The organism is Ensifer sp. Root127 (genome assembly GCF_001425225.1).
Taxonomy (GTDB): domain Bacteria; phylum Pseudomonadota; class Alphaproteobacteria; order Rhizobiales; family Rhizobiaceae; genus Ensifer; species Ensifer canadensis.
In genome coordinates, this window is the sequence record NZ_LMDX01000029.1 from 1 (window position 1) to 20,412 (window position 20,412).

At 62.3% G+C, this 20,412-nt stretch carries 14 protein-coding genes and 2 pseudogenes; 8 read left to right on the forward strand and 8 right to left on the reverse strand.

The features are described from left to right. Positions 1 to 240: 240 nt before the first annotated feature. Positions 241 to 2,289, reverse strand: a complete 2,049-nt coding sequence (locus ASD03_RS26715) for a bifunctional aldolase/short-chain dehydrogenase (protein ID WP_057217480.1) — start codon at positions 2,287 to 2,289, stop codon at positions 241 to 243. 467 nt (positions 2,290 to 2,756) lie between these two features. Here ASD03_RS26715 and ASD03_RS26725 point away from each other — a divergent pair, with 467 nt between their 5' ends. Further along, a complete protein-coding gene (locus tag ASD03_RS26725) occupies positions 2,757 to 3,737 on the forward strand; it encodes a sugar-binding transcriptional regulator (RefSeq protein ID WP_244445454.1) in 981 nt (326 codons plus the stop codon). A gap of 46 nt (positions 3,738 to 3,783) precedes the next feature. On the opposite strand, the gene ASD03_RS26730 is transcribed toward ASD03_RS26725, so the two are convergent. From ASD03_RS26730 to ASD03_RS26750, 5 genes are all read right to left on the reverse strand, one after another. Continuing rightward, the gene (locus ASD03_RS26730; RefSeq protein ID WP_057217482.1) at positions 3,784 to 4,731 is read right to left on the reverse strand and encodes a sugar kinase; all 948 of its coding nucleotides are present in this window, start codon (positions 4,729 to 4,731) and stop codon (positions 3,784 to 3,786) included. 74 nt (positions 4,732 to 4,805) lie between these two features. Continuing rightward, a complete protein-coding gene (locus ASD03_RS26735) occupies positions 4,806 to 5,840 on the reverse strand; it encodes an ABC transporter permease (protein ID WP_057217484.1) in 1,035 nt (344 codons plus the stop codon). Beyond that, a complete protein-coding gene (locus tag ASD03_RS26740; protein ID WP_082557420.1) occupies positions 5,837 to 7,423 on the reverse strand; it encodes a sugar ABC transporter ATP-binding protein in 1,587 nt (528 codons plus the stop codon). Before ASD03_RS26740 ends, ASD03_RS26735 begins: the two co-directional genes overlap by 4 nt. A gap of 196 nt (positions 7,424 to 7,619) precedes the next feature. After that, a complete protein-coding gene (locus ASD03_RS26745; RefSeq protein WP_057217486.1) occupies positions 7,620 to 8,621 on the reverse strand; it encodes a substrate-binding domain-containing protein in 1,002 nt (333 codons plus the stop codon). A gap of 78 nt (positions 8,622 to 8,699) precedes the next feature. Continuing rightward, positions 8,700 to 9,686 carry an ABC transporter permease gene (locus ASD03_RS26750; RefSeq protein WP_057217488.1) on the reverse strand — a complete coding sequence of 329 codons (987 nt, stop codon included), beginning with the start codon at positions 9,684 to 9,686 and terminating at the stop codon, positions 8,700 to 8,702. Positions 9,687 to 10,250: 564 nt separating this feature from the next. On the opposite strand from ASD03_RS26750, the gene ASD03_RS26755 reads away from it, so the two are divergent. Then, positions 10,251 to 12,812: an FAD-dependent oxidoreductase gene (locus ASD03_RS26755; protein WP_057217489.1), complete on the forward strand. Its 2,562-nt coding sequence runs from the start codon at positions 10,251 to 10,253 to the stop codon at positions 12,810 to 12,812. A 435-nt stretch (positions 12,813 to 13,247) separates the two neighbouring features. Beyond that, on the forward strand, positions 13,248 to 13,553 hold the full coding sequence (locus tag ASD03_RS26760) for a hypothetical protein (protein WP_025428240.1): 306 nt from the start codon (positions 13,248 to 13,250) through the stop codon (positions 13,551 to 13,553). Positions 13,554 to 13,750: 197 nt separating this feature from the next. Here ASD03_RS26760 and ASD03_RS26765 read toward each other — a convergent pair whose 3' ends face one another. Continuing rightward, on the reverse strand, positions 13,751 to 14,701 hold the full coding sequence (locus ASD03_RS26765; protein ID WP_057217492.1) for a LysR family transcriptional regulator: 951 nt from the start codon (positions 14,699 to 14,701) through the stop codon (positions 13,751 to 13,753). 156 nt (positions 14,702 to 14,857) lie between these two features. On the opposite strand from ASD03_RS26765, the gene ASD03_RS26770 reads away from it, so the two are divergent. From ASD03_RS26770 to ASD03_RS26785, 4 genes are read left to right on the forward strand one after another with little or no spacing between them, the layout of a single operon-like run. Further along, on the forward strand, positions 14,858 to 15,913 hold the full coding sequence (locus ASD03_RS26770; RefSeq protein WP_057207394.1) for a maleylacetate reductase: 1,056 nt from the start codon (positions 14,858 to 14,860) through the stop codon (positions 15,911 to 15,913). 40 nt (positions 15,914 to 15,953) lie between these two features. Then, positions 15,954 to 17,603 (forward strand): bifunctional 3-(3-hydroxy-phenyl)propionate/3-hydroxycinnamic acid hydroxylase, encoded by a 1,650-nt coding sequence (locus tag ASD03_RS26775; protein ID WP_051509217.1) that lies wholly within the window; start codon positions 15,954 to 15,956, stop codon positions 17,601 to 17,603. Then, the gene (locus ASD03_RS26780; RefSeq protein WP_057217494.1) at positions 17,600 to 18,673 is read left to right on the forward strand and encodes a prolyl oligopeptidase family serine peptidase; all 1,074 of its coding nucleotides are present in this window, start codon (positions 17,600 to 17,602) and stop codon (positions 18,671 to 18,673) included. Before ASD03_RS26775 ends, ASD03_RS26780 begins: the two co-directional genes overlap by 4 nt. A gap of 13 nt (positions 18,674 to 18,686) precedes the next feature. Continuing rightward, the gene (locus tag ASD03_RS26785; protein ID WP_057217496.1) at positions 18,687 to 19,559 is read left to right on the forward strand and encodes a dioxygenase; all 873 of its coding nucleotides are present in this window, start codon (positions 18,687 to 18,689) and stop codon (positions 19,557 to 19,559) included. A gap of 285 nt (positions 19,560 to 19,844) precedes the next feature. Here the strand turns inward: ASD03_RS26785 and ASD03_RS40785 are convergent. After that, a pseudogene (locus tag ASD03_RS40785) lies at positions 19,845 to 20,087 on the reverse strand (LysR substrate-binding domain-containing protein); the annotation flags it as partial. 34 nt (positions 20,088 to 20,121) lie between these two features. Between ASD03_RS40785 and ASD03_RS40790 the strand changes: the two are divergent. Continuing rightward, a pseudogene (locus ASD03_RS40790) lies at positions 20,122 to 20,262 on the forward strand (transcriptional regulator); the annotation flags it as partial. Between the last annotated feature and the right edge of the window lie 150 nt (positions 20,263 to 20,412).

A 20,412-nucleotide genomic window follows, 5' to 3' on the forward strand; every position in this document is an offset into this window, starting at 1 on the left:
GTCCTTGGCGCTTCGTTCACTTCGATGAGGGATATATAGTCGATCACCCCCGCAGATAGCAGCGCTAAGACTTCACTCCACCCCTGCAAGCCGCGCATGTTGCGGCGGCCGGCAGATGGATCGGCGGGAACAGCCAATGGGAGCGACTGCCCTGAAGGACGGATATGCCCAACCCCGGTCAAGTTGGACTGACCGGGGCCGAGCTACTTCGGACTTGGCGGAATAACGGACGCTTTAAACTCAGCGCATCATCGCGCCGACATTGCCGCCGTCGACCGTGAGCACCGCGCCTGTGCTGGTGCGCGCCTTGGCGAGGTGGACGAAGGCGGCCGCGACGTCCCGTGCCGTTACCTCACGTCGAACCAGGTTGCCGCGCATGTAGCTTTCCGGCGAAATGCCGCGCGCCTGGCTGCGCTCCTCGATCATCTGATCGGTCATCAGGCCGGTGCGAATGCGGTCGGCGTTGACCGCGTTCGAGGTGATGCCGTCGGCGCCATGTTCGACGGCATATTGACGCATCAGTGCCATCAACGCCGCCTTCGACGTGCCGTAAGGGCCGAAGTCGGGGCCGGGATTGACCGCCTGCTTCGAGACATTGAAGACCAGTGCACCGCCAGTTCTCTGGGCTTTCATGATCCGGACCGCGCTGCGGGCAATATAGTGGTGCCCCCAGAAGTTCAGCGCGAAAGCCTTCTGGAAGACCTCCTCCGAAACATCGAGCAGGGCGCCCTGGAAGGCCGCACCGGCGTTCGAGATGACGATATCGATGCCACCGAAATGCCAGGCCACATCGGCGAGCGCCGCGTCGACCGCTTCGGGCTTCGTCACATCGCAGACGAGGCCGACACCACCGAGCCTTGCCGCTTCCTTCTGCAAGGCATCCTCGGCAAGGTCCAAGAGCGCGATCTCGGCGCCCTCGGCGTGCAGAGCCTCGGCAATCGCCAGCCCGAGGCCACCCGCACCACCGGTGATCACCGCGACCTGCCGGCTCAGCGGCTTCTCCGCCTGCTTCGTCAGCTTAACCTGCTCGAGCGACCAGTACTCGATGTCGAAGAGGTCCTCTTCCGACAATGCCTCGAAGCTCTCGATGCCTTCGGCATTGCGGATCACGGCAATCGTCGCCTCGGCAACGTCGGCGCCGACACGGGCGGCCTTCTTTGTCGGGCCGGCGGCAAACAGGCCGACACCGGCAACATAGAAGACACGCGGCATCGGATCGAGCATGCGCTTGATCCCACCGACGCGCGCGTTGTTGCGCTCGAAGTAGGCGCGATACTCGTCCTTATAGGCGGCGACGGCTGCGCGCACCGCTTCAGCCCAGCCGGCCATGTCGCCGGCGACAGGAGCGGACAGCGCCACGCCGAAGCGCTTGATGTGGATGACATGCTCGGGCGTTGCATTGCCGCGGTGAACCAGATCGGCAACATTCTCGGCATTGCAGAAATCGAGGACATCAGGGCCGGAGCGATGTTCCAGCACGAAGCGGCGCGGGCAGCCCTCGACGCCGGTATCGATCGCGATGGCGCCACGCAGAACCGGGGCGATCTGAGCTGCCGTGGCAAGCGGGGCCGCCGGCTGGACGACCATGAACGGACGCGGGTTGCCGCGGGCGATGCGGCGCTCGGCCTTGTCGATGGCGGCGATCATCTTCTCATAGGATTCACGCGGATCTTCCGACCAGGTGAAAATGCCATGCTTCAGCAGGATCATGCCGTCGGCGCCCGGATTGGCGCGGAACGCCTCGTCGCAGGCCTTGGCGAGATCGAAGCCCGGCATCACGTAGGGAACGATGATGGAATCGGGGAACAGTTCGCGCACCAGATCCTCGCCATGCGGCTGATTGGTCAGCGACACGATCGCATTGGCATGGGTGTGGTCGATATGCCGAAACGGCAGGTTGGCGTGCAGGATCGCTTCCACCGAAGGGTTCGGCGCTGCAGGATCAAGCAGCAGCCGGCGCTGCAGCATCACCATGTCGTCGTCGCTGAGTGTCGGGAATTTGACCATGGCCTGAAGCGGCTCCAGCCTGACCGCAGGCAGGCCCGCCGGTTCGATCGTGCCCATGTCCCAGCCGCTGCCTTTCACGCACAGAACGGCAACCTCGGAACCGTCCATCTCGGTAAACGTGGTCTTGACGGAGGTGTTGCCGCCGCCATGCAGTACCAGTTCGGGATCCGAACCCAGAAGCCGTGTCGTGTAGGTGCGGATCGCTAGGTCCCGGTTGACGCCGGCGTTGACGTAGGTGTCGACGACACGGGCGAATTCGGTTTCTGACCATCTGGATTTCATAAAAGGCTCCTGTCTTCCCGCGCTTGGCAGCGTTTTCCATGGGGTTTGAAAATCAAGTCCTGTCGTCAGCAGCCCTTGCTCGGCCTGCGCGCCGAACGGACGACCGTTCCCCGCACGCCGTGAGGACAAAACGGCGACGCTATCCGTCGGTCGGCTGCAGGCGGCAACCTGCGTCTGCGCCATCACGCCAAGGCTGCATGGCCTTGGGATTGCGGTCGACGTCGAGAGCGATCTGCAGCCGGTTTGTGGGGGCGGGAAAGACACCACGCCGCGCTTCGCCGATTGGTTCGTTTCCAACCCACTGGCACGCGCCTATAGTCGAGCATTCCATCTCGGCGTCTCCCAAAACCTTCGTCGAGACAATTGCCACCATGCTGTGTCATGTGTCAACACACATGGCAAATTTGTTTGACGGCGGACACTTTTTCCGCTTCAGGAGAAGTCATGACAATCCAGGGGAGCAGACGATGATGGATACGGCGCGGGGAAACCGGGCAGTCGGCGAAGGCATAGTCTTGCCTGCGGAGTTCGACGACGGCGTCGTCTGGGCTGCCTGGCTCTATTATGTCGACCAGCTCACCCAGAGCGAAATCGCCAAGATGCTCGGTGTATCCAGGGCAACGATCGTCAACTACCTGCAGGAAGCGCGCGAGCGTGGCCTGGTCAACATTCGCCTGAACACGGAAGTCGGCTCCCGGACTGGTATCGCACGGCGTCTGAAGGACAAGTTCGGCCTGGAGGGTGCGCTGGTCATTCCCGCCCTCGACAACAGCGACCTGGTGCAACGGCTTGGCGAGGCCGGTGCTCGCCTGCTTGCCGATATGGTTCAGCCAGGCGACACGATCGGCGTCGCCTGGGGCCGGACGGTGCTGGCCGTGGCCGACAGCATCTCGCTTCCCGAGCCGGTAGAGGGATTGACGGTGGTGCAGGTCTCCGGAAGCTCGATCGCCAATCCGGATTTCGCGCCTGAATTCTGCACATCCTTGATGTCGCGCCGCATCCACGCCCGCTGCATCAACCTGCTTGCACCGGCCCTGCTGTCGACACCCGCCCTGAAGCAGGCGCTTCTGGCCGAACAGGTGCTGGTCAAGCAGTTCGAGCTCATTCATTCCTCCAACATCATCCTCTTCGGTGTCGGCGACATCGGCCCCGAGACGCTGATCCGCTCGGCCAATATCACCGGGCAGGAAGACATCGACGCCTACCAGGCCGGAGGAGCGGTCGGGGTGCTGATCTGCCGCTTCATCGACGCGGAAGGCCGGCCGGTGCGCGGTGATCTCGACAACCGCATGGTCGGCATCGAACTCAACGAGTTAAGCCAGGTGCCGCGGCGCCTGTGCGTTGCCGGGGGCGCCAGCAAGCTGACGGCCATCAGGGCGACGTTGAAGGGCGGCTACGCTACCCATCTGGTCACTGACATCGCGACGGCAGAGATGCTGCTGCAATAGCCGTCCTGCTGCCCGATGCAGGATCGGGCAGCAGCCACGACTGGCGTCAGTTGGCCTTCACGCGGACATTGTTCATGAAGTCCCAGGTCGCCTCGAAAGAGGTGATCCCGGCGTCAGAGCCGAGACCCGTCGCCACGAGCGCGGCGGATGCCTGGGCGAACTTCAAGGCGGTTTCCGTCTCCATGCGATGATGAAGCCCGGCAATGAAGCCGGCATTGAAGGCGTCGCCGCAGCCGGTGGTGTCAACCACGTCGATCTCGAATGCCGGGAGGCGCAGGCTCTTACCGTCGGTATCGAGGAAGCAGACGCCGTCGCCGCCGAGCGTAAAGATGCAGTGCTTGACGCCGAGATCGGCAAAGAAACGGCCGGCATCCTCGGCGGTCTTCTGGCCGGAAATCAGCATCGCCTCCTCCACTGAAGGCATGAAATAGTCGATAAAGGGGAAAAGCGGCCGGATCAGCGACAGCGTGTTGTCGTTCGCGCCCAGGAGGTCGAAGGTCGTGGTTCTGCCGAAGCGCTTGGCTTCCTCGAGCAAAACGCGGCTGGGTTCGCCGTCGAGGCGATCGAGCAGCCCAGTGCCGCCGAGATGGACGATCGGCGGCGCCAGCACCCGCTCGCGCGCATCCGCGGGAATCTCGAAATGTCCGGAGGCGCCGCGTACGTGCAAAGCCGGCCGTTCGCCATTGCGGCGGATGTTGAGAATGCTCGCGGAAGTCGGCACGCCGGCAATGCGCTGCATCTCCGACCGGTCGACGCCAAAGCGGTCGAGCGTGGCGAGCACGAAGTCCGCCTTCTCATCGTCCCCGACCGCACCGACCGCCAGGCAGTTCAGCCCGAGCTTGGCAAGGTCGACGACCGTACCGCCGGCGGTGCCCGCAACGGTCAGGCGGATCTCGTCGATGAATTCGACGTTGCCGCCGGGCGGGATCCGGTCCACCGGTCGGCCGAGAATATCTAGAATGTAAAGTCCGATTACAGATACGTCGTGCGCCATGCACTCAACCTTCCCTACTGAATTGGTGACCGCAGATAGCAGTCCTTGACCCGCTGGACGACAGCCGAAGCCCGTTAGCCTCTTGCACGAAGCGAGAAGACGGTGCCGGCAAGAACGATGAAGACGCCGATAATGGCGAGCTGCCACGTGCTCGGAATGCCGACGAGAATGAGGACGTTGCTGACAAGCGTGATCAGCACCACGCCGAGCAACGTGCCGATCACGCTACCCGAACCGCCGGTGATGCGCGCGCCGCCGAGAACGACCGCGGCGATGATCTCAAGCTCGGTTCCGGCAAGATCGAACGGATTGGCAAGTCGGTTACTCGCCACATGCATGATCCCGGCGATGCCGGCCAGCAGGCCCGCATAGGCAAAGACGAAGATATGCACGGTGCGCAGATTGAAGCCGAGGCGTTCGGCGATGCCGGGATTGCCGCCGACCGCATAAACCGCCCGGCCCATCAAAGTACGCTCTAGGATCCACCAGGTCACCGCGGCCGCAACAGCGAGCACAAGCACGAAGGCCGGCAGCACCGAGATGGAGCCGTTGGCGCTTTGATGGGTGAAAAGCGCGAGTTTGCCGAACGCCTCCATCGAGCCCGGAATGTTCATGAACAGGGCAGTGCCGACAAAGGTTAGCAGGAAGCTGCGAATGACGTATTGCGTTCCGATCGTCACAATCAGCGACGGCGCGCGCAGCGCGTGGACGAGCACGCCGTTGAGCGCTCCGAAGCAGGCGCCGCCGGCGGCAGCGACCAGCAAAATCACCGGCATCGGCAACCCCGGCAGCAGGTTCGTGACCAGCATCGTCACCGTGTACATGACGAAGGCGGCAATGGCGGTGAAGGAAACGTCGATGCCGCCGGACGCCAGCACCACCAGGACCCCGAGCGCGAACAGTCCGCGCACGACGGAAGCGCGCAGGATGTCGAACAGGTTCGACACCTGCCAGAAGTCCGTATTGATCGAGCCGACCACCAGGCAGACGAGCACGATCAGCGCAAAGGTCACGACCGGCGGATGACGCAGCAGCCAGCGCCAGGCGGAGCCAAGCGAAACCTTGTCGTTGCCAGCTGGGGTGGCCCCATTGAATGTCGTATCGGTCATTGCGGGGTCCTCACGGTCGTCTCTTCTACAAGGGCGCGGTAAAGCGCCTCTTCCTCCAGCGCCTCGGCCTGGAAGGTTTCCACCACTTCGCCTTTGCGCATCACCATGATCCGGTCGCAGTTCTGCAGAAGTTCGAGCAGGTCGTCGCTGATGATGATGACGCCCATGCCTTCGTCCGCGAGACGCTGGATGATGCGGTAGATCGTGTCCTTGGATCCGACATCGACGCCGACGGTCGGCCCGTGCAGGACCAGAAGCTCCGGATTGATGGTCAGCCAGCGGCCGATAAGCACGCGCTGCTGGTTGCCGCCCGACAGCGACTGCACCGGGTTGGCGACATCCGGCGTGACCACCTGCAGGTCTTCGACCGAGCGCTTCGCCAGCGCGCGGCTGCGACGGCCGTCCAGGATGCCGAAGGCGCCGCGCAGGCGGTCGAGCACCGGCACGACAATGTTCTCTTCGATTGGCTTCTCGAGAAAGAGACCTTCCGAAAGGCGATCCTCGGGGACATAGCCGATGCCGGCATCAATGGCGTCGGCGGGCTTGCGGGGCGTCACATCCTTTCCATTGAGGCGGATGCGTCCGGTATCGGCCGGAGCGACTCCGGCAATCGCCCGGGCCAGCTCGTTGCGGCCGGAATCCAGAAGCCCGGTGATACCGACGATCTCGCCGCGGCGCATGGAGAAGGAAACATTGGCGAAGGCGTCCTTCAGCGACAGCGCGTCGACGACAAACAGATCCTCGCCGAACTTCGGCGCCGAACGATAGCGCGCCTCGTCCAGCACCTTGCCCGTCATCCAGAAGCCGAGTTCGGCCTTGGTGTGATCGGCGATGTCGCATTCGGCGACCTTCTGGCCGTCGCGCATGATGACGGCGCGCCCGCCGATCGACTTGCACTCGTCGAGCTTGTGGGTGACGAACAGCACCGCGACGCCCTTGGCGCGCAGTCGGTTGACGATGCCGATGAGATTATCGACTTCGTGCTTCGTCAGTGCCGTCGTCGGCTCGTCCATGATGACGAGGCGCGCATCGGAAGCAATGGCGCGGGCAATGGCAATGAGCTGACGCGTGGCCATCGGCAGCTCGTCCGTGCGGGTCGAAAGAAAGGCGCGGGTCGTCGGCAGGTTCACGGCCGCGAGCGCCCGTTCCGCCGTCTGGCGCATTCGTCCGAGATCAAGCCGCCGGGCAAGCTTGCCGGAGGCTGCGACCAGTTGCTGCGTCAGGCCGACATTTTCGGCGACGGACAGGTTGGGCAGCAGAGAAAAGTCCTGATAGACGGTCTCGATCCCGGCCGCGAGCGCGGCAACCGGTGTGAGATGGCCCACAGGCTTGCCATCGATCAGCAGTTCGCCGGCATCGGCCGGCTGCGCGCCGGAAATGATCTTGATGAGCGTGCTCTTGCCGCAGCCATTCTCGCCCATGAGATGGTAGATCTGTCCGGGCTCGATCGAAAAGCTGACCCCTTTCAGCGCGCGAACGCCGCCGAAGCGTTTCTGGACATCGCGAATTTCCAGATAGGGAATTGCGGCTTTCGAGGTTTCGCCGCCGGGATGCGGCGCGCTGGCTTCGTGCTTGAGCTGCATGGCACTGTCCTGACCAAAAAGAACGGGCCCGCTGCACGTTTCCTTGGATCGCCATAGATCCAGGAGACGATTGCAGCAGGTCTAAAGCGTTACAGAGTCCCTGGCGCATCACATTCGACGCGCGACGCTGTAGCGGCACTCGACGCGCAACGCCGGGCCCATTGTCGGGCCCGGCATCGCCATCATCTCGACCCAATCAGAACGGGTACTTGGCGTAGTTCGACTTGTCGACGTCGACCCATGCCTGGCCGACCACGATCACGCCGTCGCCGGCACCCTTCTTGACGGTCACCTTTTCGTAGCCGGCAACGCCGAGGTCCATGCCGTCCTTCAGTTCCTCGTCCTTCAGCACCATGTCGGCGACCTTGTTCATGACGTAGCCGGCATCCTTCGGATCCCAGAAGCTGATGCCGTCGACAGCGCCCGATTCGAGGTAGGAGCCGGTGTCCTTGGGCAGGCCGATGCCGAATACGCAAGTCTTGTCCTGCAGGCCGGCTTCCTCGACGGCACGGCCGATGCCGATGACGTCGATGGCCGAACCGCCCTGGAAGCCCTTGATGTCGGGGTACTTGCGCAGGATCTCGCGCGCCTTTTCATAGGCGCGGTTGGCATCGTTGAAGGATTCGTTCTTCTCGGAGACCAGTTCCATCTCGGGGTATTTCTGGGCGTTTTCCGAACCGCCGTCGGCCCACTGCACATGGGTCAGGCTGCCGAGCGAGCCGACGAAGGAGGTCCACTTGCCGGACTTGCCCATGCATTCGGCGATCTTCTCGTTGAAGCGCGCGCCAAAGACCTTGTTGTCGAAGGCTTCGATGTCGACGAGCGTGTTCTTCATATTGTCGGCTTCATGGGTGATGACCTTGATGCCGCGCTGGGCGGCGCGCTTCAACACGCCTTCAAGCGCGGAAGCATCCATCGGCACGACGGCGATCGCGGCGACCTTCTTGGCAACCAGGTCTTCGATCAGCCGGCCCTGCTGGGCTGCGTCGGCCTTGCCCGGTCCGACCTGGCTGGTGGATACGCCGGGATTTTCCTTGCCATAGGCATCGACGCCTTCGTTCATGCGAGTAAACCAGTTTTCGCCCGTGACTTTCACCACCGTGACGATGCTGGGGGTTTCCTCGGCAATGGCGGCCGTGGTTGCAGTCAATGCTCCAAGCGCGACGGCGCAGGCAGCGAATTTACGAATGGCAAGCATGCATTCCTCCCAAAGAACCTTCGAATTTTGACAGATCGACCGGCGTGCGAAGGCATCTCGCCGGCCCTGGAACTTGGATCAGCCGCGCAATGCCTTGAACCAGGCCTTGGCGTCGAAGCCGGATGTCGCGAGAAAGACGAGCAGAAGCACGCCCCAGGCGAGGTCGCGGAAGAAGTTGGAAATGTCCATGAAGTTGAACAGGCTCGACAGGATCTGCAGCGACGTCGCCGACAGGACGACACAGATCACCCGGCCATAGCCGCCCTCAGGGCGAACGCCCGCCATGACGGCAATGAGAATGGCGATCAGCACGTAGGAATTGCCGTAGTCCCACTTCACGCTCGATGTGCGCGCGGCGATCACGATGCCGGCGACCGACGCAAGCACGCCGCAGGCGGTATAGGTCAAAAACAGGATGCGCTTTTCCGCAATGCCGGCATAGCGCGCGGCCTTGGCATTGTTGCCGAGCAGCAGGAGCCTGAGGCCGAACGGGCTGTAGCGCAGCACGCCGCCGAGGATGAGAGCAATCAGTAAGAAGAGCGCAAAGCACAGCGGCACACCCAGAACCGGTGTGTTACCGAAGGCGTCGAGCGGCTCGATGAAGCCGAGGCCCAGCGCCGAACCGTTGGTGAAAGCGATCGCAAGGCCGGTAAAGAACAGCTGCGTGCCAAGCGTCGCGATGATCGGCGTCAAGCCGGCGCTCGAAATCAGAAACCCATTCAGCATTCCGCCAACTAGGCCGACGAGCAGTGCTATGCCGGCAAAGCTCCAGCTGAACAGCAGCGGCGCGTCATCGGGCGAAACCGTGTCGCGCAGCAGAAGATAGGCGACGACGCCCGACAGGTTCGCAAGCGCGATCCCGGACAGATCGATACCGCCATTGCCGGAGATCATCGCCAGCATAACGCCCAGCGCAAGAAGGCCGAGTTCGGGCACTTGGCCCGCCATGGATTGCAGGTTGTAGATGTCGAGGAAACTGGCACCGACCAACACGCCGCCCGCTACCAGCACAGCAACGTTGACGACGGCCAAAAATGCCAACTGGCGATCAACCCGAAATTCCAAAGCGCGCCCTCCGTCATTGTCGTTCGCAGGCAAGCGCAATCACGGCTCCCAGCGTGCTCCTAGGCACGCTCCGTGAGCGCGCACCCGGACCTCTTTCGAGTTCGGATGCCGCGACGGCCGACCTGATGAGGTCGGCGATGACATTTGCCAAAGACTGTTGTGTATTGTCAACACCAATCTATCGCGGCCGGCTTATTTATCTGAAAAGTTTGGCGTTTCCCCCAGCAGAGTACAGTCCCCGTAACGCAATTTTCGGCGCGCATTCCGCGCATCAGGAGAAAATGAACGACGTCGAGAGCTAACGACGTCAAGGGCTCGTGACTTATGAAGCTACCAGCGCCACGTGCGATCCGCTCTGTAGCGGCCCTGCGTCGTCGCGGTGATAAGAAAAAACCCGAGTTCGAGGAGATGAACCCTTGTCGACGGCTCTGTCGTGATGGAGAAATCCTGTTTGCAGAGTGCAGGCTCTGGTCGTGCAGCACGATAATTATGTCGTAGACAGGCTCTAATCGCAGCGCCGCAAATCCTAAAATCCGGCTTCAGTTTCAATCAGGGTCGCAATCAATGGCAGAGTTTCCTCAAAAGGCGAAGGTCGTAATCATCGGGCTGGGTGGCATCGTTGGTGCCTCGATCGCGCATCACCTGATCGAGCGCGGTTGGGACGACATCGTCGGCATCGACAAGTCCGGCATCCCGACCGATATCGGCTCGACGGCGCACGCGTCCGACTTCTGCTATACGACCAGCCACGATTATCTTTCGGTTTGGACGACGCAGTATTCGATCGACTTCTTCGAGAAGATGGGTCACTACGCCCGCATTGGCGGCCTGGAAGTCGCGCGTACCGGCGACGATATCTGGATGGAAGAGATCAAGCGCAAGCTTTCCTCCGCGAAGGCCTTCGGCACCCGCGCCCACTATGTCTCGCCCGCGGAAATCAAGAAGATGTTCCCGCTGATCGAGGAAGATCAGGTCATGGGCGGCATGTTCGACCCGGATGCCGGCCTCGTCATCCCGCGCTCGCAGACAGTTGCTGGCAAACTGGTCGATGCGGCCGAGAAATCCGGAAAGCTCCAGATCTTCGGCAACACGCCGGCAAGGTCGCTCATCGTCGAGAACGGCCGCATCAAGGGCGTTGTCACCCATCGCGGCACGATCATGGCCGACCATGTCGTCGTCTGCGCCGGCATCTGGGGCCGCCTGATCGCCGAAATGGTCGGCGAGGATCTGCCAGTGATGCCGGTCGACCATCCGCTCACCTTCTTCGGCCCGTATAACGAATTCGAAGGCACCGGCAAGGAAATCGGCTTCCCGCTCCTGCGCGACCAGGGCAACTCCGCCTATATGCGCGACACCGGCGATCCGAAGACCACCGAAGGTGGCCAGATCGAGTGGGGCTATTACGAGACCACCAACCCGCGCCTCTGCCATCCGCGCAACATTCTCGAAAAGCACGAGGCACGCCTGTCGCCCTCGCAGCGCGACCTCGATATGGAGCAGATCATCGAGCCGCTCGAGCGCGCCATGGAACTGACGCCGATCCTCGGCGAACTCGGCTACAATGAAGGCCATTCCTTCAACGGCCTGCTGCAGGTCTCGGCCGCCGGCGGCCCCTCCTGCGGCGAGAGCCAGAAGGTGCGCGGCCTCTGGTACTGCGTCGCCATCTGGGTGAAGGACGGTCCCGGCTACGGCAAGCTGATCGCCGACTGGATGACGGACGGGCGCACTGAGATCGACCACGCCTCGATCGACTATTCTCGCTTCTACCCGCACCAGCTGGAGGAGAAGTTCATCGAGGGCCGCTGCTTCGAGGCGGCGCAGAAGATCTACTATCCGGCCGTGCACACGCGCGAGCCCTATGCCAGCGGCCGCAACGTCAAGCGCTCGCCCTTCTACGAGCGCGAGAAAGAGCTCGGCGGCTACTTCATGGAACTCGGTGGCTGGGAGCGCGCCCATGGCTACGCCGCCAACGAGCACCTCCTAGAAAAATACGGCAACCGCGTTCCAGTGCGCCAGAACGAGTGGGACAGCCGCCATTTCTGGCGCGTGTCCAACGCCGAACATCTGGCGATGAGCGAGGATTGCGGTATCGTCAACCTCTCGCACTTTCATATGGTTGACATCGAAGGCCCTGACCACGTCGAGTTGCTGGAGTGGCTTTGCGCCGCCAAGATCGGCGGCGACGGCAATATCGGCAAGGGCATCTACACCCATTTCCTCGATGACGAAGGAATGGTACGGGCCGACTTCACCGTCTTCCGCATGGCCGATCGCTGCCGTCTCGTGAACGGCGCCGATGCCGGCCCGCGCGACTTCCAGTACATGCGCCGCGTCGCCGAAGATCGCGGCCTTGACGTCACCATCACCGACGTTTCGGAGAAGTTCATCACCATCGGCATTTGGGGCCCCAACGCCCGCGAAACGCTGAAGAAGGTGGTTGCCGATCCGGCCGGCCTCGATCTCGAGAACTTCGCTTTCGCTGCGATCAAACCGATCGAAATCGCCGGCAGGAAGGTCACCGCCTTCCGCATCTCCTATGTCGGCGAGCAGGGCTGGGAGTTGCACATGAAATATGAGGACGGCCTCGCCGTCTGGGACGCACTGCGCTCAACCGGCGTCATGGCCTTCGGCGTCGAAACCTATGCAAACTCGCGCCGTCTGGAAAAGAGCCTGCGCCTGCAGAATGCCGATCTTCTCACACAGTACAACCTCATCGAGGCCGATCTGGCTCGTCCGAAGGTGAAGGACGTGGACTTCCGCGGCAAGGCGAAACATCTTGAATACAAGGCACGTGAGCACCAGCCGGCCATGCTCTGCACGCTCATCCTCACGGAGAATACCGATAGAAACGGCGTGAAGCGCTACCCGGTCGGCAGCCTGCCGGTCATGGACCCGGAAACCGGCGCGGTGCTGGTCGACGAACTCGGCCGCCGCTCCTATACCACCTCCATCGCCTACGGCCCGACGATCGGCAAGAACATCGCGCTTGCCTATTTGCCTTGGTCCCACTGCCAGGTCGGCCGCAAGCTGAACGTCGAATACTTCGCCGAGACCTACCCCGTCGAAGTCGCCGGCGTCGGCTACAAGCCACTCTACGACCCGGAGAACCTGAAGCCGCGGAGCTGAGATTTTACAACCCCTCGGCCCACCCGCGGTGGACGTCCCGTCACGCGCCTGCTTGATTCAAGCGGGCGCGTTCGTTTTTGGCGTTCGTTCATTACGCCTGCGCCCCTGGAATTTGTCTGTTGTTCGGATACCGGAGCCGCCAGTGTGCGAAGGACATGACGTTGGTAAACTTTGAGCCGGCGCGCTTTGCCATCAGCCTTTGTGCGGGCGGCGGCAACGTCATCGGCAGGCGAGATCGTCGGGTTCTGGACGATGCTTGGTGCAGCCGTCCTGCTTCAAAATGTCGTAGACACTCCTCCAGCCGGCGCCATCAATTCGGAGCGTCCATCCTGATCGGGTAGTCAATCGATAGACGATGGGTTGTGCAAAGTTTGAGTTGACCGTTTCCGATGGCGAGGCGACACTTGCAACCTGCAGCAAGACAGGAGGAAAATGATGGCCGAGCCAGATCCCTGGCGCCACATGGCAAGCGCGCCGAAAAACGGCAGTCGGATCCTCGTTACGATCCGCCCGTCCGAACAGGGGGCGGCAGAAGTTGACCTCGCGTATTGGTCGAATGGCGATCAGTTCGGTGCAGAAGGCTGGCGCGCCTCTGATTCCTCGCCCGGCCGCATCATCGAATACGCCGAGCCCGAATTGAAGTGCTGGATGCCGATGCCCTCGGCCAATCTCAATCGCACCTCGATGCCCTCACCCTGGGAAGGCGAAGACGAGCGAGAGCTCGACGGGTCAGGGATTTAAGAACTCGCGCCGCCATGTTGCGCTTCCTCGTACACGACGGGGTCAAAAGGACTTTTGAGACGTGTGCTTGCAGCCTGTGGAACGCCTAATCTCAATCCGACGTAAAGGTCGCCTTGGGTAGAATTGAACCACTGCCCCTTGGCCCGTCTGTTACGAATGTCTGTCGTAGCATTAGACCGCCGGAACCAGTGGCTATCCTAGCCAGAAACGCCGCACCGTTGCGCATAGGCCTCCATCTCCGGCTTCAGCCCGGCAAATGCCGAGAGCACGTGCATCTTGAGTTGCAGCGCTGCTGGCCCAGGCGGCATCAGTTTTGATTGCACGAAGCCAAGCGCGCGCGGCACACCGCTCGGCAGGATGGGTAACGCGGTGATGTTGTCGGTTTCCCGCCGGGCGAAGACCACGCCGAAGGGCAGCACTGCGAGGCTGTCAGAATGGGCGAGATGGGCGAGAATGCCGGCGAGCGAGGCGCCGGAGAAATTGATGCGCACATGCTCGGCGCCCAGATTGACTAGCGCGGTTCTGAGATCGGCGCTCAGCGGACTTCCGGCAGGTGGCTCGATCCAGGGATACCGCAGCAGGTCGGCAGGCAGGAGCCTGTCCGATGCAAGAAGCGGATGTCCCGAGCGACAGGCAACCACATTGCGGCCTGTCAGGATCGGGTCGAAGGTCAGATCGCTATCTGCATCGAAGACCTCGACCGGACAGATCGCGAGGTCCAGCTGCCCAGCTCTGATCTTTTCGGCAAGGCTCGTCGTGTAACCATAGACCTGCTCGATTCTAACGTTCGGCCTTGTTCGCTGGAATTGGCCGACCATCGCCGAGACCAGCGCGTCCATGAAAAACGGCGTGCCGCCGATCCTGATATCGCCGCGCTCGCCACGCCTGAATGACTGGGCCACGTCGCTCGCTCGCGCCGTTGCGCGCCGTACCGCTGCACCGAGATCGGCAAGATCCCGACACATGGGAGTGGGCTCCATCGGGCGGCGGTTGCGCAGAAACAACGGCTCACCCAGCCGCTTTTCCAGAAAGGCGACCGTGCGTGACAAGCCGGGCTGCGTCATTCCCAGCATTTCCGCCGCCTCGGACATGCCGCCGGCATCGACGATCGCCCAGAGCTGTAGCAGATGGCGCGGATCAATCTGCAAGAGGAGATTCTCCCAAGTTCCGTGTTCCGCTCACAACATAACATAATGGTATGTTATCTGGAGATATCATTATTCGAATTCACCTTCGTCCGTCGCTACTGTTTTCCTCGAGATGGAGCCGCAAGCGATTTCGCGGCCCCGTTCAGGGAGGAACCGATGAGGGAATTCGACTATCAGGGGTCCCCGGCAAGAATTAGGTTCGGCACCGGCGCCCGGGCGGGGGTGGCAGAAGCTGTTGAAGCTTTGGGCTGCAAGCGTGCCCTCGTGCTCTCCACACCGCAGCAAGCCAACGATGCCGGTGCCATCGTCAGCCTTTTGGCGGATCGCGCCGCCGGATTGTTCACGCAGGCGACTATGCACACGCCGGTCGAGATCACCGAACTGGCGCTCAAGGCCATGCGCGACAACGACGCCGACTGCACCGTCGCTTTCGGCGGCGGCTCGACTACCGGGCTCGGCAAAGCGATCGCCTATCGCCTCGACACGCCTCAGATCGTCATACCCACAACCTATGCCGGCTCGGAGGTCACACCCATCCTTGGGCAGACTCAGGCGGGGCGCAAGGAGACGGTACGTGCAGCGTCGATTCTGCCGGAACTGGTAATCTATGATCCGGAACTCACGCTCAGCCTGCCGGTCCCAATGACGATGACCAGCGGCCTAAACGCCATGGCCCACGCCGCCGAGGCACTCTACGCTCGCGATCGTAACCCGATTTCCTCGCTGATGGCGACGGAAGGCCTGAGAGCCCTCGCTGAGGCCCTACCGCGCATCGCTATGGCGCCGCGGGATCTGTCGGCCAGAAGCGATGCACTCTACGGCGCCTGGCTTTGCGGCACTGTTCTTGGCACAGTCGGCATGTCGTTGCATCACAAGCTCTGCCATGTGTTAGGGGGGTCCTTCGATCTGCCGCATGCGGAGACCCATGCGATCGTTCTGCCCCACGCAATCGCCTACAACGCGGCCGCCGCTGCCGACGAACTTCTGCCGCTGAGCGCGATTTTCGGGGAAACGTCCCCCGGTGCGGCAATACACGGTTTTGCGGTCAAGATCGGCGCCCCGACAGCCCTCAGGGAGATCGGTTTTCGGGAGGAAGATATCGGCCGCGCCGCGGAGATCGCCACAGCGAACCCCTATTGGAACCCGCGGGAAGTGACACGGGCCGATATTCACGCGCTGCTCGCCGCGGCATGGCGGGGCGACGCGCCCTGAACGCGCGCGCCGAGACATATCTGCAAAACGGGAGGATAACATGAATCAATCCAAGGCATCGCCGCCTGTGGTGCACCGGCAAGTGGCCGTTATCGGTTGCGGGCCTGCGGGCCTGACTGCCGCCTCGCTCCTCGGACAAGCCGGCCATAATGTCATCGTCATCGAGCGCTGGCCCGAACCCTACGGCCTGCCCCGCCTCAGCCATATCGACGGCGAGACGGCACGCCTGGTCGCCTCGGCCGGGGATATCGGTCATGCCCTTCGCGACGCGCAGGCGATCGACACCTACCACTACCTCGACGATCAGGGAAACATTCTGATCGATCTGGACTGGAAGGGGCAGCAATGCGGTTTTCCCGCCCATATCTCGATCTTCCAGCCGGAAATTGAGGACGCGATCTATTCCCGCGCACAGCCTCTGCCGAACGTCGAGTTCCTACGCGGCTGGGAAGTCTCCAAGCTCGAGCAGAGTGCGGACAAGGTCGTTCTGGAAGCCCAACCCTGGGACGGTTCGTGGAAGGCGGTTTCTGACGGGGGCGATCCAGTCCGCAGGATCGAGGTGGACTATGTGATCGGCGCGGATGGCGCCAACAGTTTCACGCGCCGCGCACTCGGCATCGCGCGTCACCAGTACGGCCATCATGAACGTTGGCTCAATCTTGATTCCGAATACGTCAAGGATCTCGGCGACCGCTTTGCCATTACCTCGATCTATTGCGACCCGGCACGGGCGCACATGTACATGCCGATCGGCAAATCCCGCGTGCGTTTCGAGATGCGCGTGCTGCCGGGCGAGGAAACCAGCTACTGGGAAGACATCAAGAACGGCCTTGCCTGGCTCAGCGAGCAGCATGGCATCGGGCTCGACGAAATCCGGCCGATCCGCAACGTTGTCTATACATTTGACCCCGCGATCACAAAAAGCTGGAAGGAAGGCCGGGTCATGCTGGTGGGCGATGCCGCCCACACGATGATGCCCTATATGGGCCAGGGCGCCTGTTCGGCCATTCGCGACAGCGCCAATCTTGCATGGAAGCTGGACCTCGTGTTGCGGGGCAAAGCCGAGCCGGAGCTTCTCGATACCTATGAAGCGGAGCGGCGCCCGCATGTCACGCAGATCACCAAGACCTCGACCATGCTCGGCAAGGTCGCCAACGAGGACGACCCGGCGAAGGTGGCTGAACGCAATGCACTCTTCCTGTCCGGAAACATGCCGCCGCCCCCGCCCTTCCCCAAGATCGAGACCGGCGTGGTGCATGTGGAGCCCGATGGTAACCTCCTCACCCCCACCGGTGCACCAACGCCACAGGGTCTCGTGCGCGCCGGCGGCCGCGAAGGCTTGATGGACGACGTGGTGGGGCGCGGCTTCCTGATCGTCAGCCGGACCGACCCGAGCCTCCATCTGGATCCCGCGACCCACGCTTTCTTCGACGCCATCGGCGGTCGCTGGATCGTCGTCGGCGACACCGATGCTGCGCCCGATCAAGTCGCAGATCTTGACGGCGTGCAACTGGCGTTTCTGGAGAGAAATGGTTTCGCCGCCTATCTGCGCCGTCCCGATTTCCTGATGTATGGTGCAGTCCGGGATCTCTCCGATCTCCCCACCCTGCTGCGCGGCCTTCGCGACAGGCTGCACTGGCTGCATCAGCCTGTACCCACCTTTGAGACCACCATGGAGGCACGGGCATGACCGAGGACTCGGTCATCAAGGCGAACCTTGCCCATCAGCGGGCCATGCCACTGACGCGGCTTCTCGACTGCGGCATGGACCCGGGGGATGCGCGCCGGCTTCATGCCCGCATCTCGGAGGGCGAGCCCTGGGATGCGGTGGCAGAAACCATCGCCACCGAGCGCCTGCAACAGGCCGACCGGGCCGAGGCTGAAGGAAACATCGTCACCGCCGGCGAGGCACGGCAGCGCGGCATCGCCGCGCTGGTCTACGCCCAGATGGCCTTCAATTTCGACGAACCCCGCAAGGTCGCGCTGTATCGCAGGCTGGTCGCCGCCTGTCGGAAGCTCACCCCTGTCTTCGGCCTGCCCTTCGAGCGGGTCGAGACCGGATATTCGGGAAAAAGCCTGATCGGCTGGCTGGTGCGCCCCGCAAGCGGAAGTGCAAACGGCACCGTCATCCTGTTCGGCGGCCAGAGCGGCTGGGGCATCGCCTATCTGCCAATCGCCCGGGAGCTGGCGCGCCGCGGGCTTGCCACCCTTCTCGCCGAAGGCCCCGGCCAGGGCGAGACCCGCATCGAGCAAGGCCTTTATCTTCAGGCGGGGGTCGAGGCCGCCTATAGCCGCTGGGTCGATGTAATCCTGGACGATCCGAGCCTCGGCGCGCCGGGCATCTGGGGCAACAGCTACGGCGGCCTGTGGGCGGCACGCACTGCGGGCAGCGACAGCCGCATCCGCGCCTGTTGCGTCAACGGCTCCTTCGCCCACCCCGCCATCCTGCCCTTCCGCACGGCCTTCGAGCAGAGCGCGGCAATGATCGGCACCGAGGATCGAGCGATGATTGAGGCTGTCATGGAAAAGCTGCGTTTCGATCCGGCGCGGGACAGAATCGCCTGCCCGCTTCTCGTCCTGCACGGAGGCGCCGATCCGCTGGTGGCACTGGAGGACCAGCAACCCTTCCTCGATGCCGCGACGGGCGAGGCCGCCCTCCGCGTCTGGCCGGACGGTGAGCACACGATATACAACCACAGCTTCGAGCGGACGGCACTCGTCGGCGACTGGTTCGCCGCACGGCTCGACCGATCCGCCTGACAGGGAGCGATTGATGCGCCGTTATTTCACTGAGGAACACTCCGCCGAGACTGTGAACGGCAGGATTGGCGTAGACGTGGCACCACGCATGCGTCAGGTCATGGCGAGCCTCGTTCGACATCTGCATGATTTTATCAAGGACGTGGAGTTGACCCAGCGGGAATGGGAGTTGGCCGTTGATTTCCTCACCCGCGCCGGCCAGACCTGTACCGACACACGGCAGGAGTTTATCCTGCTCAGCGACGTCCTTGGGCTTTCCATGCTGGTCGACGCCATCGGCAACCGTCGTCCCGAAGGCGCGACGGAGAACACCGTCTTCGGCCCGTTCCACGTCGCCAACGCGCCGATCCGGGCGATGGGGGAAAGCATCAGTCTGGACGGTAAGGGCGAAAGCTGCCTGTTCCACGGCCGGGTGATTGATCTCGACGGCAACGCAATAGACGGGGCAACAATCGACGCCTGGTCAGACAATGCCGATGGCTTCTACGACGTTCAGCAGCCGGACCTGCAGCCGAAATGGAACAACCGCGGACGCTTCGTCACGGGCGCCGACGGCGCCTACAGCTTCGTCGGTATCAAGCCTGTCAGTTATTCCATTCCCGACGACGGGCCTGCTGGGGACCTGTTGGAGGCGCTCCATCGCCACCCCTGTCGCCCGGCCCACATGCATTTCCTTGTAACTGCTCCGGGCCACCAGAAGATTGTCACCCACATCTTCACCGGCGGCGACCCCTTCCTCACTTCCGACGCCGTTTTCGGTGTCAAATCCTCCCTGATCGCTGATTTCGAGCGCATCGACGGCGCGACCTCGTGGCAGGCCGCATTCGATTTCGTCATGGTGCAGGAGGACAGATTCGAACATCGCAGTTGCAGTAACGTCAGATAGTCGTGAACTGTAGCTTTTGAGTGAGGTCGAACGCGGACCCCGCCGGCAGCTTGGGAGAATAATGAGCGTACCAGGCGACGGCAGCAGCGCTGCCAGAGCCCGTTCGCGCGCGGCTTGACCGGTTAAAAGCCTCGTCTCGGAGGATCAGCATCGCGACGGCCAACGGCCGGGATCCGGGAGGCCTAGGCCCGGCAAGCCGCTCCGTTTGATTGAGGGATCGCAGACCACGAGGTTTTCGAGACCTCGCCCCTGACTTCCCCGCTCTGACCCGCGACCGAGCAATTTCGATCTGAGCTCGAAATTGCGGTTGGGAAGATCCAGCGTCCATTCCGGCGCAAAGCCGATGCCAAGACCGGCCGAGACCAGTGACACCACCGAGAAGGTGTCGTCGCAGGTATAGGCGACGCTCTTTGCAAGATCGTGCGCCTCGAACTTTTCAGCAAAGCAGCGCTCGGTGAACGACAGGTTCTGACGCGAGAACGAGATGATCTTCTCGCCCTTCAGATCCTCGATGCAGATCTCGCTTCTGGCCAACGGCACGACATAGGGTCACGTACGGACCAGGCTTCTCGTCGGTGCACGCATCGGCGTTCGGTCCTCAACCATCGAATTGATCGAGAAGTCAGAAGCGGTAGGGGCGATCCAACTCAACACGCCGCGCCGCGCCGCCGAGGCCGCAGATTGCACCCTTGTCCACATCCTCTCTTCGTCTTTCCGCAGATCTTGGCTTTACTTCAAAGCAATTCTCCGCAGTTCCCTTTCGATATCTAATATAGATTTCAAATTAAATTGCCTCCATTTGGAAGATTAATTCGGAGTTGATTTACGCAATTAGTTAAATAGATTTGATGCT

What these genes read in the sequence shown, in the direction of transcription:
- ASD03_RS26725 (WP_244445454.1), top strand. Translation starts at nt 2,757, where the DNA reads ATGATGGATACGGCGCGGGGAAACCGGGCAGTCGGCGAAGGCATAGTC.
- ASD03_RS26715 (WP_057217480.1), bottom strand. Translation starts at nt 2,289, where the DNA reads ATGAAATCCAGATGGTCAGAAACCGAATTCGCCCGTGTCGTCGACACC.
- ASD03_RS26745 (WP_057217486.1), bottom strand. Translation starts at nt 8,621, where the DNA reads ATGCTTGCCATTCGTAAATTCGCTGCCTGCGCCGTCGCGCTTGGAGCA.
- ASD03_RS26730 (WP_057217482.1), bottom strand. Translation starts at nt 4,731, where the DNA reads ATGGCGCACGACGTATCTGTAATCGGACTTTACATTCTAGATATTCTC.
- ASD03_RS26735 (WP_057217484.1), bottom strand. Translation starts at nt 5,840, where the DNA reads ATGACCGATACGACATTCAATGGGGCCACCCCAGCTGGCAACGACAAG.
- ASD03_RS26755 (WP_057217489.1), top strand. Translation starts at nt 10,251, where the DNA reads ATGGCAGAGTTTCCTCAAAAGGCGAAGGTCGTAATCATCGGGCTGGGT.
- ASD03_RS26760 (WP_025428240.1), top strand. Translation starts at nt 13,248, where the DNA reads ATGGCCGAGCCAGATCCCTGGCGCCACATGGCAAGCGCGCCGAAAAAC.
- ASD03_RS26780 (WP_057217494.1), top strand. Translation starts at nt 17,600, where the DNA reads ATGACCGAGGACTCGGTCATCAAGGCGAACCTTGCCCATCAGCGGGCC.
- ASD03_RS26775 (WP_051509217.1), top strand. Translation starts at nt 15,954, where the DNA reads ATGAATCAATCCAAGGCATCGCCGCCTGTGGTGCACCGGCAAGTGGCC.
- ASD03_RS26770 (WP_057207394.1), top strand. Translation starts at nt 14,858, where the DNA reads ATGAGGGAATTCGACTATCAGGGGTCCCCGGCAAGAATTAGGTTCGGC.
- ASD03_RS26740 (WP_082557420.1), bottom strand. Translation starts at nt 7,423, where the DNA reads ATGCAGCTCAAGCACGAAGCCAGCGCGCCGCATCCCGGCGGCGAAACC.
- ASD03_RS26785 (WP_057217496.1), top strand. Translation starts at nt 18,687, where the DNA reads ATGCGCCGTTATTTCACTGAGGAACACTCCGCCGAGACTGTGAACGGC.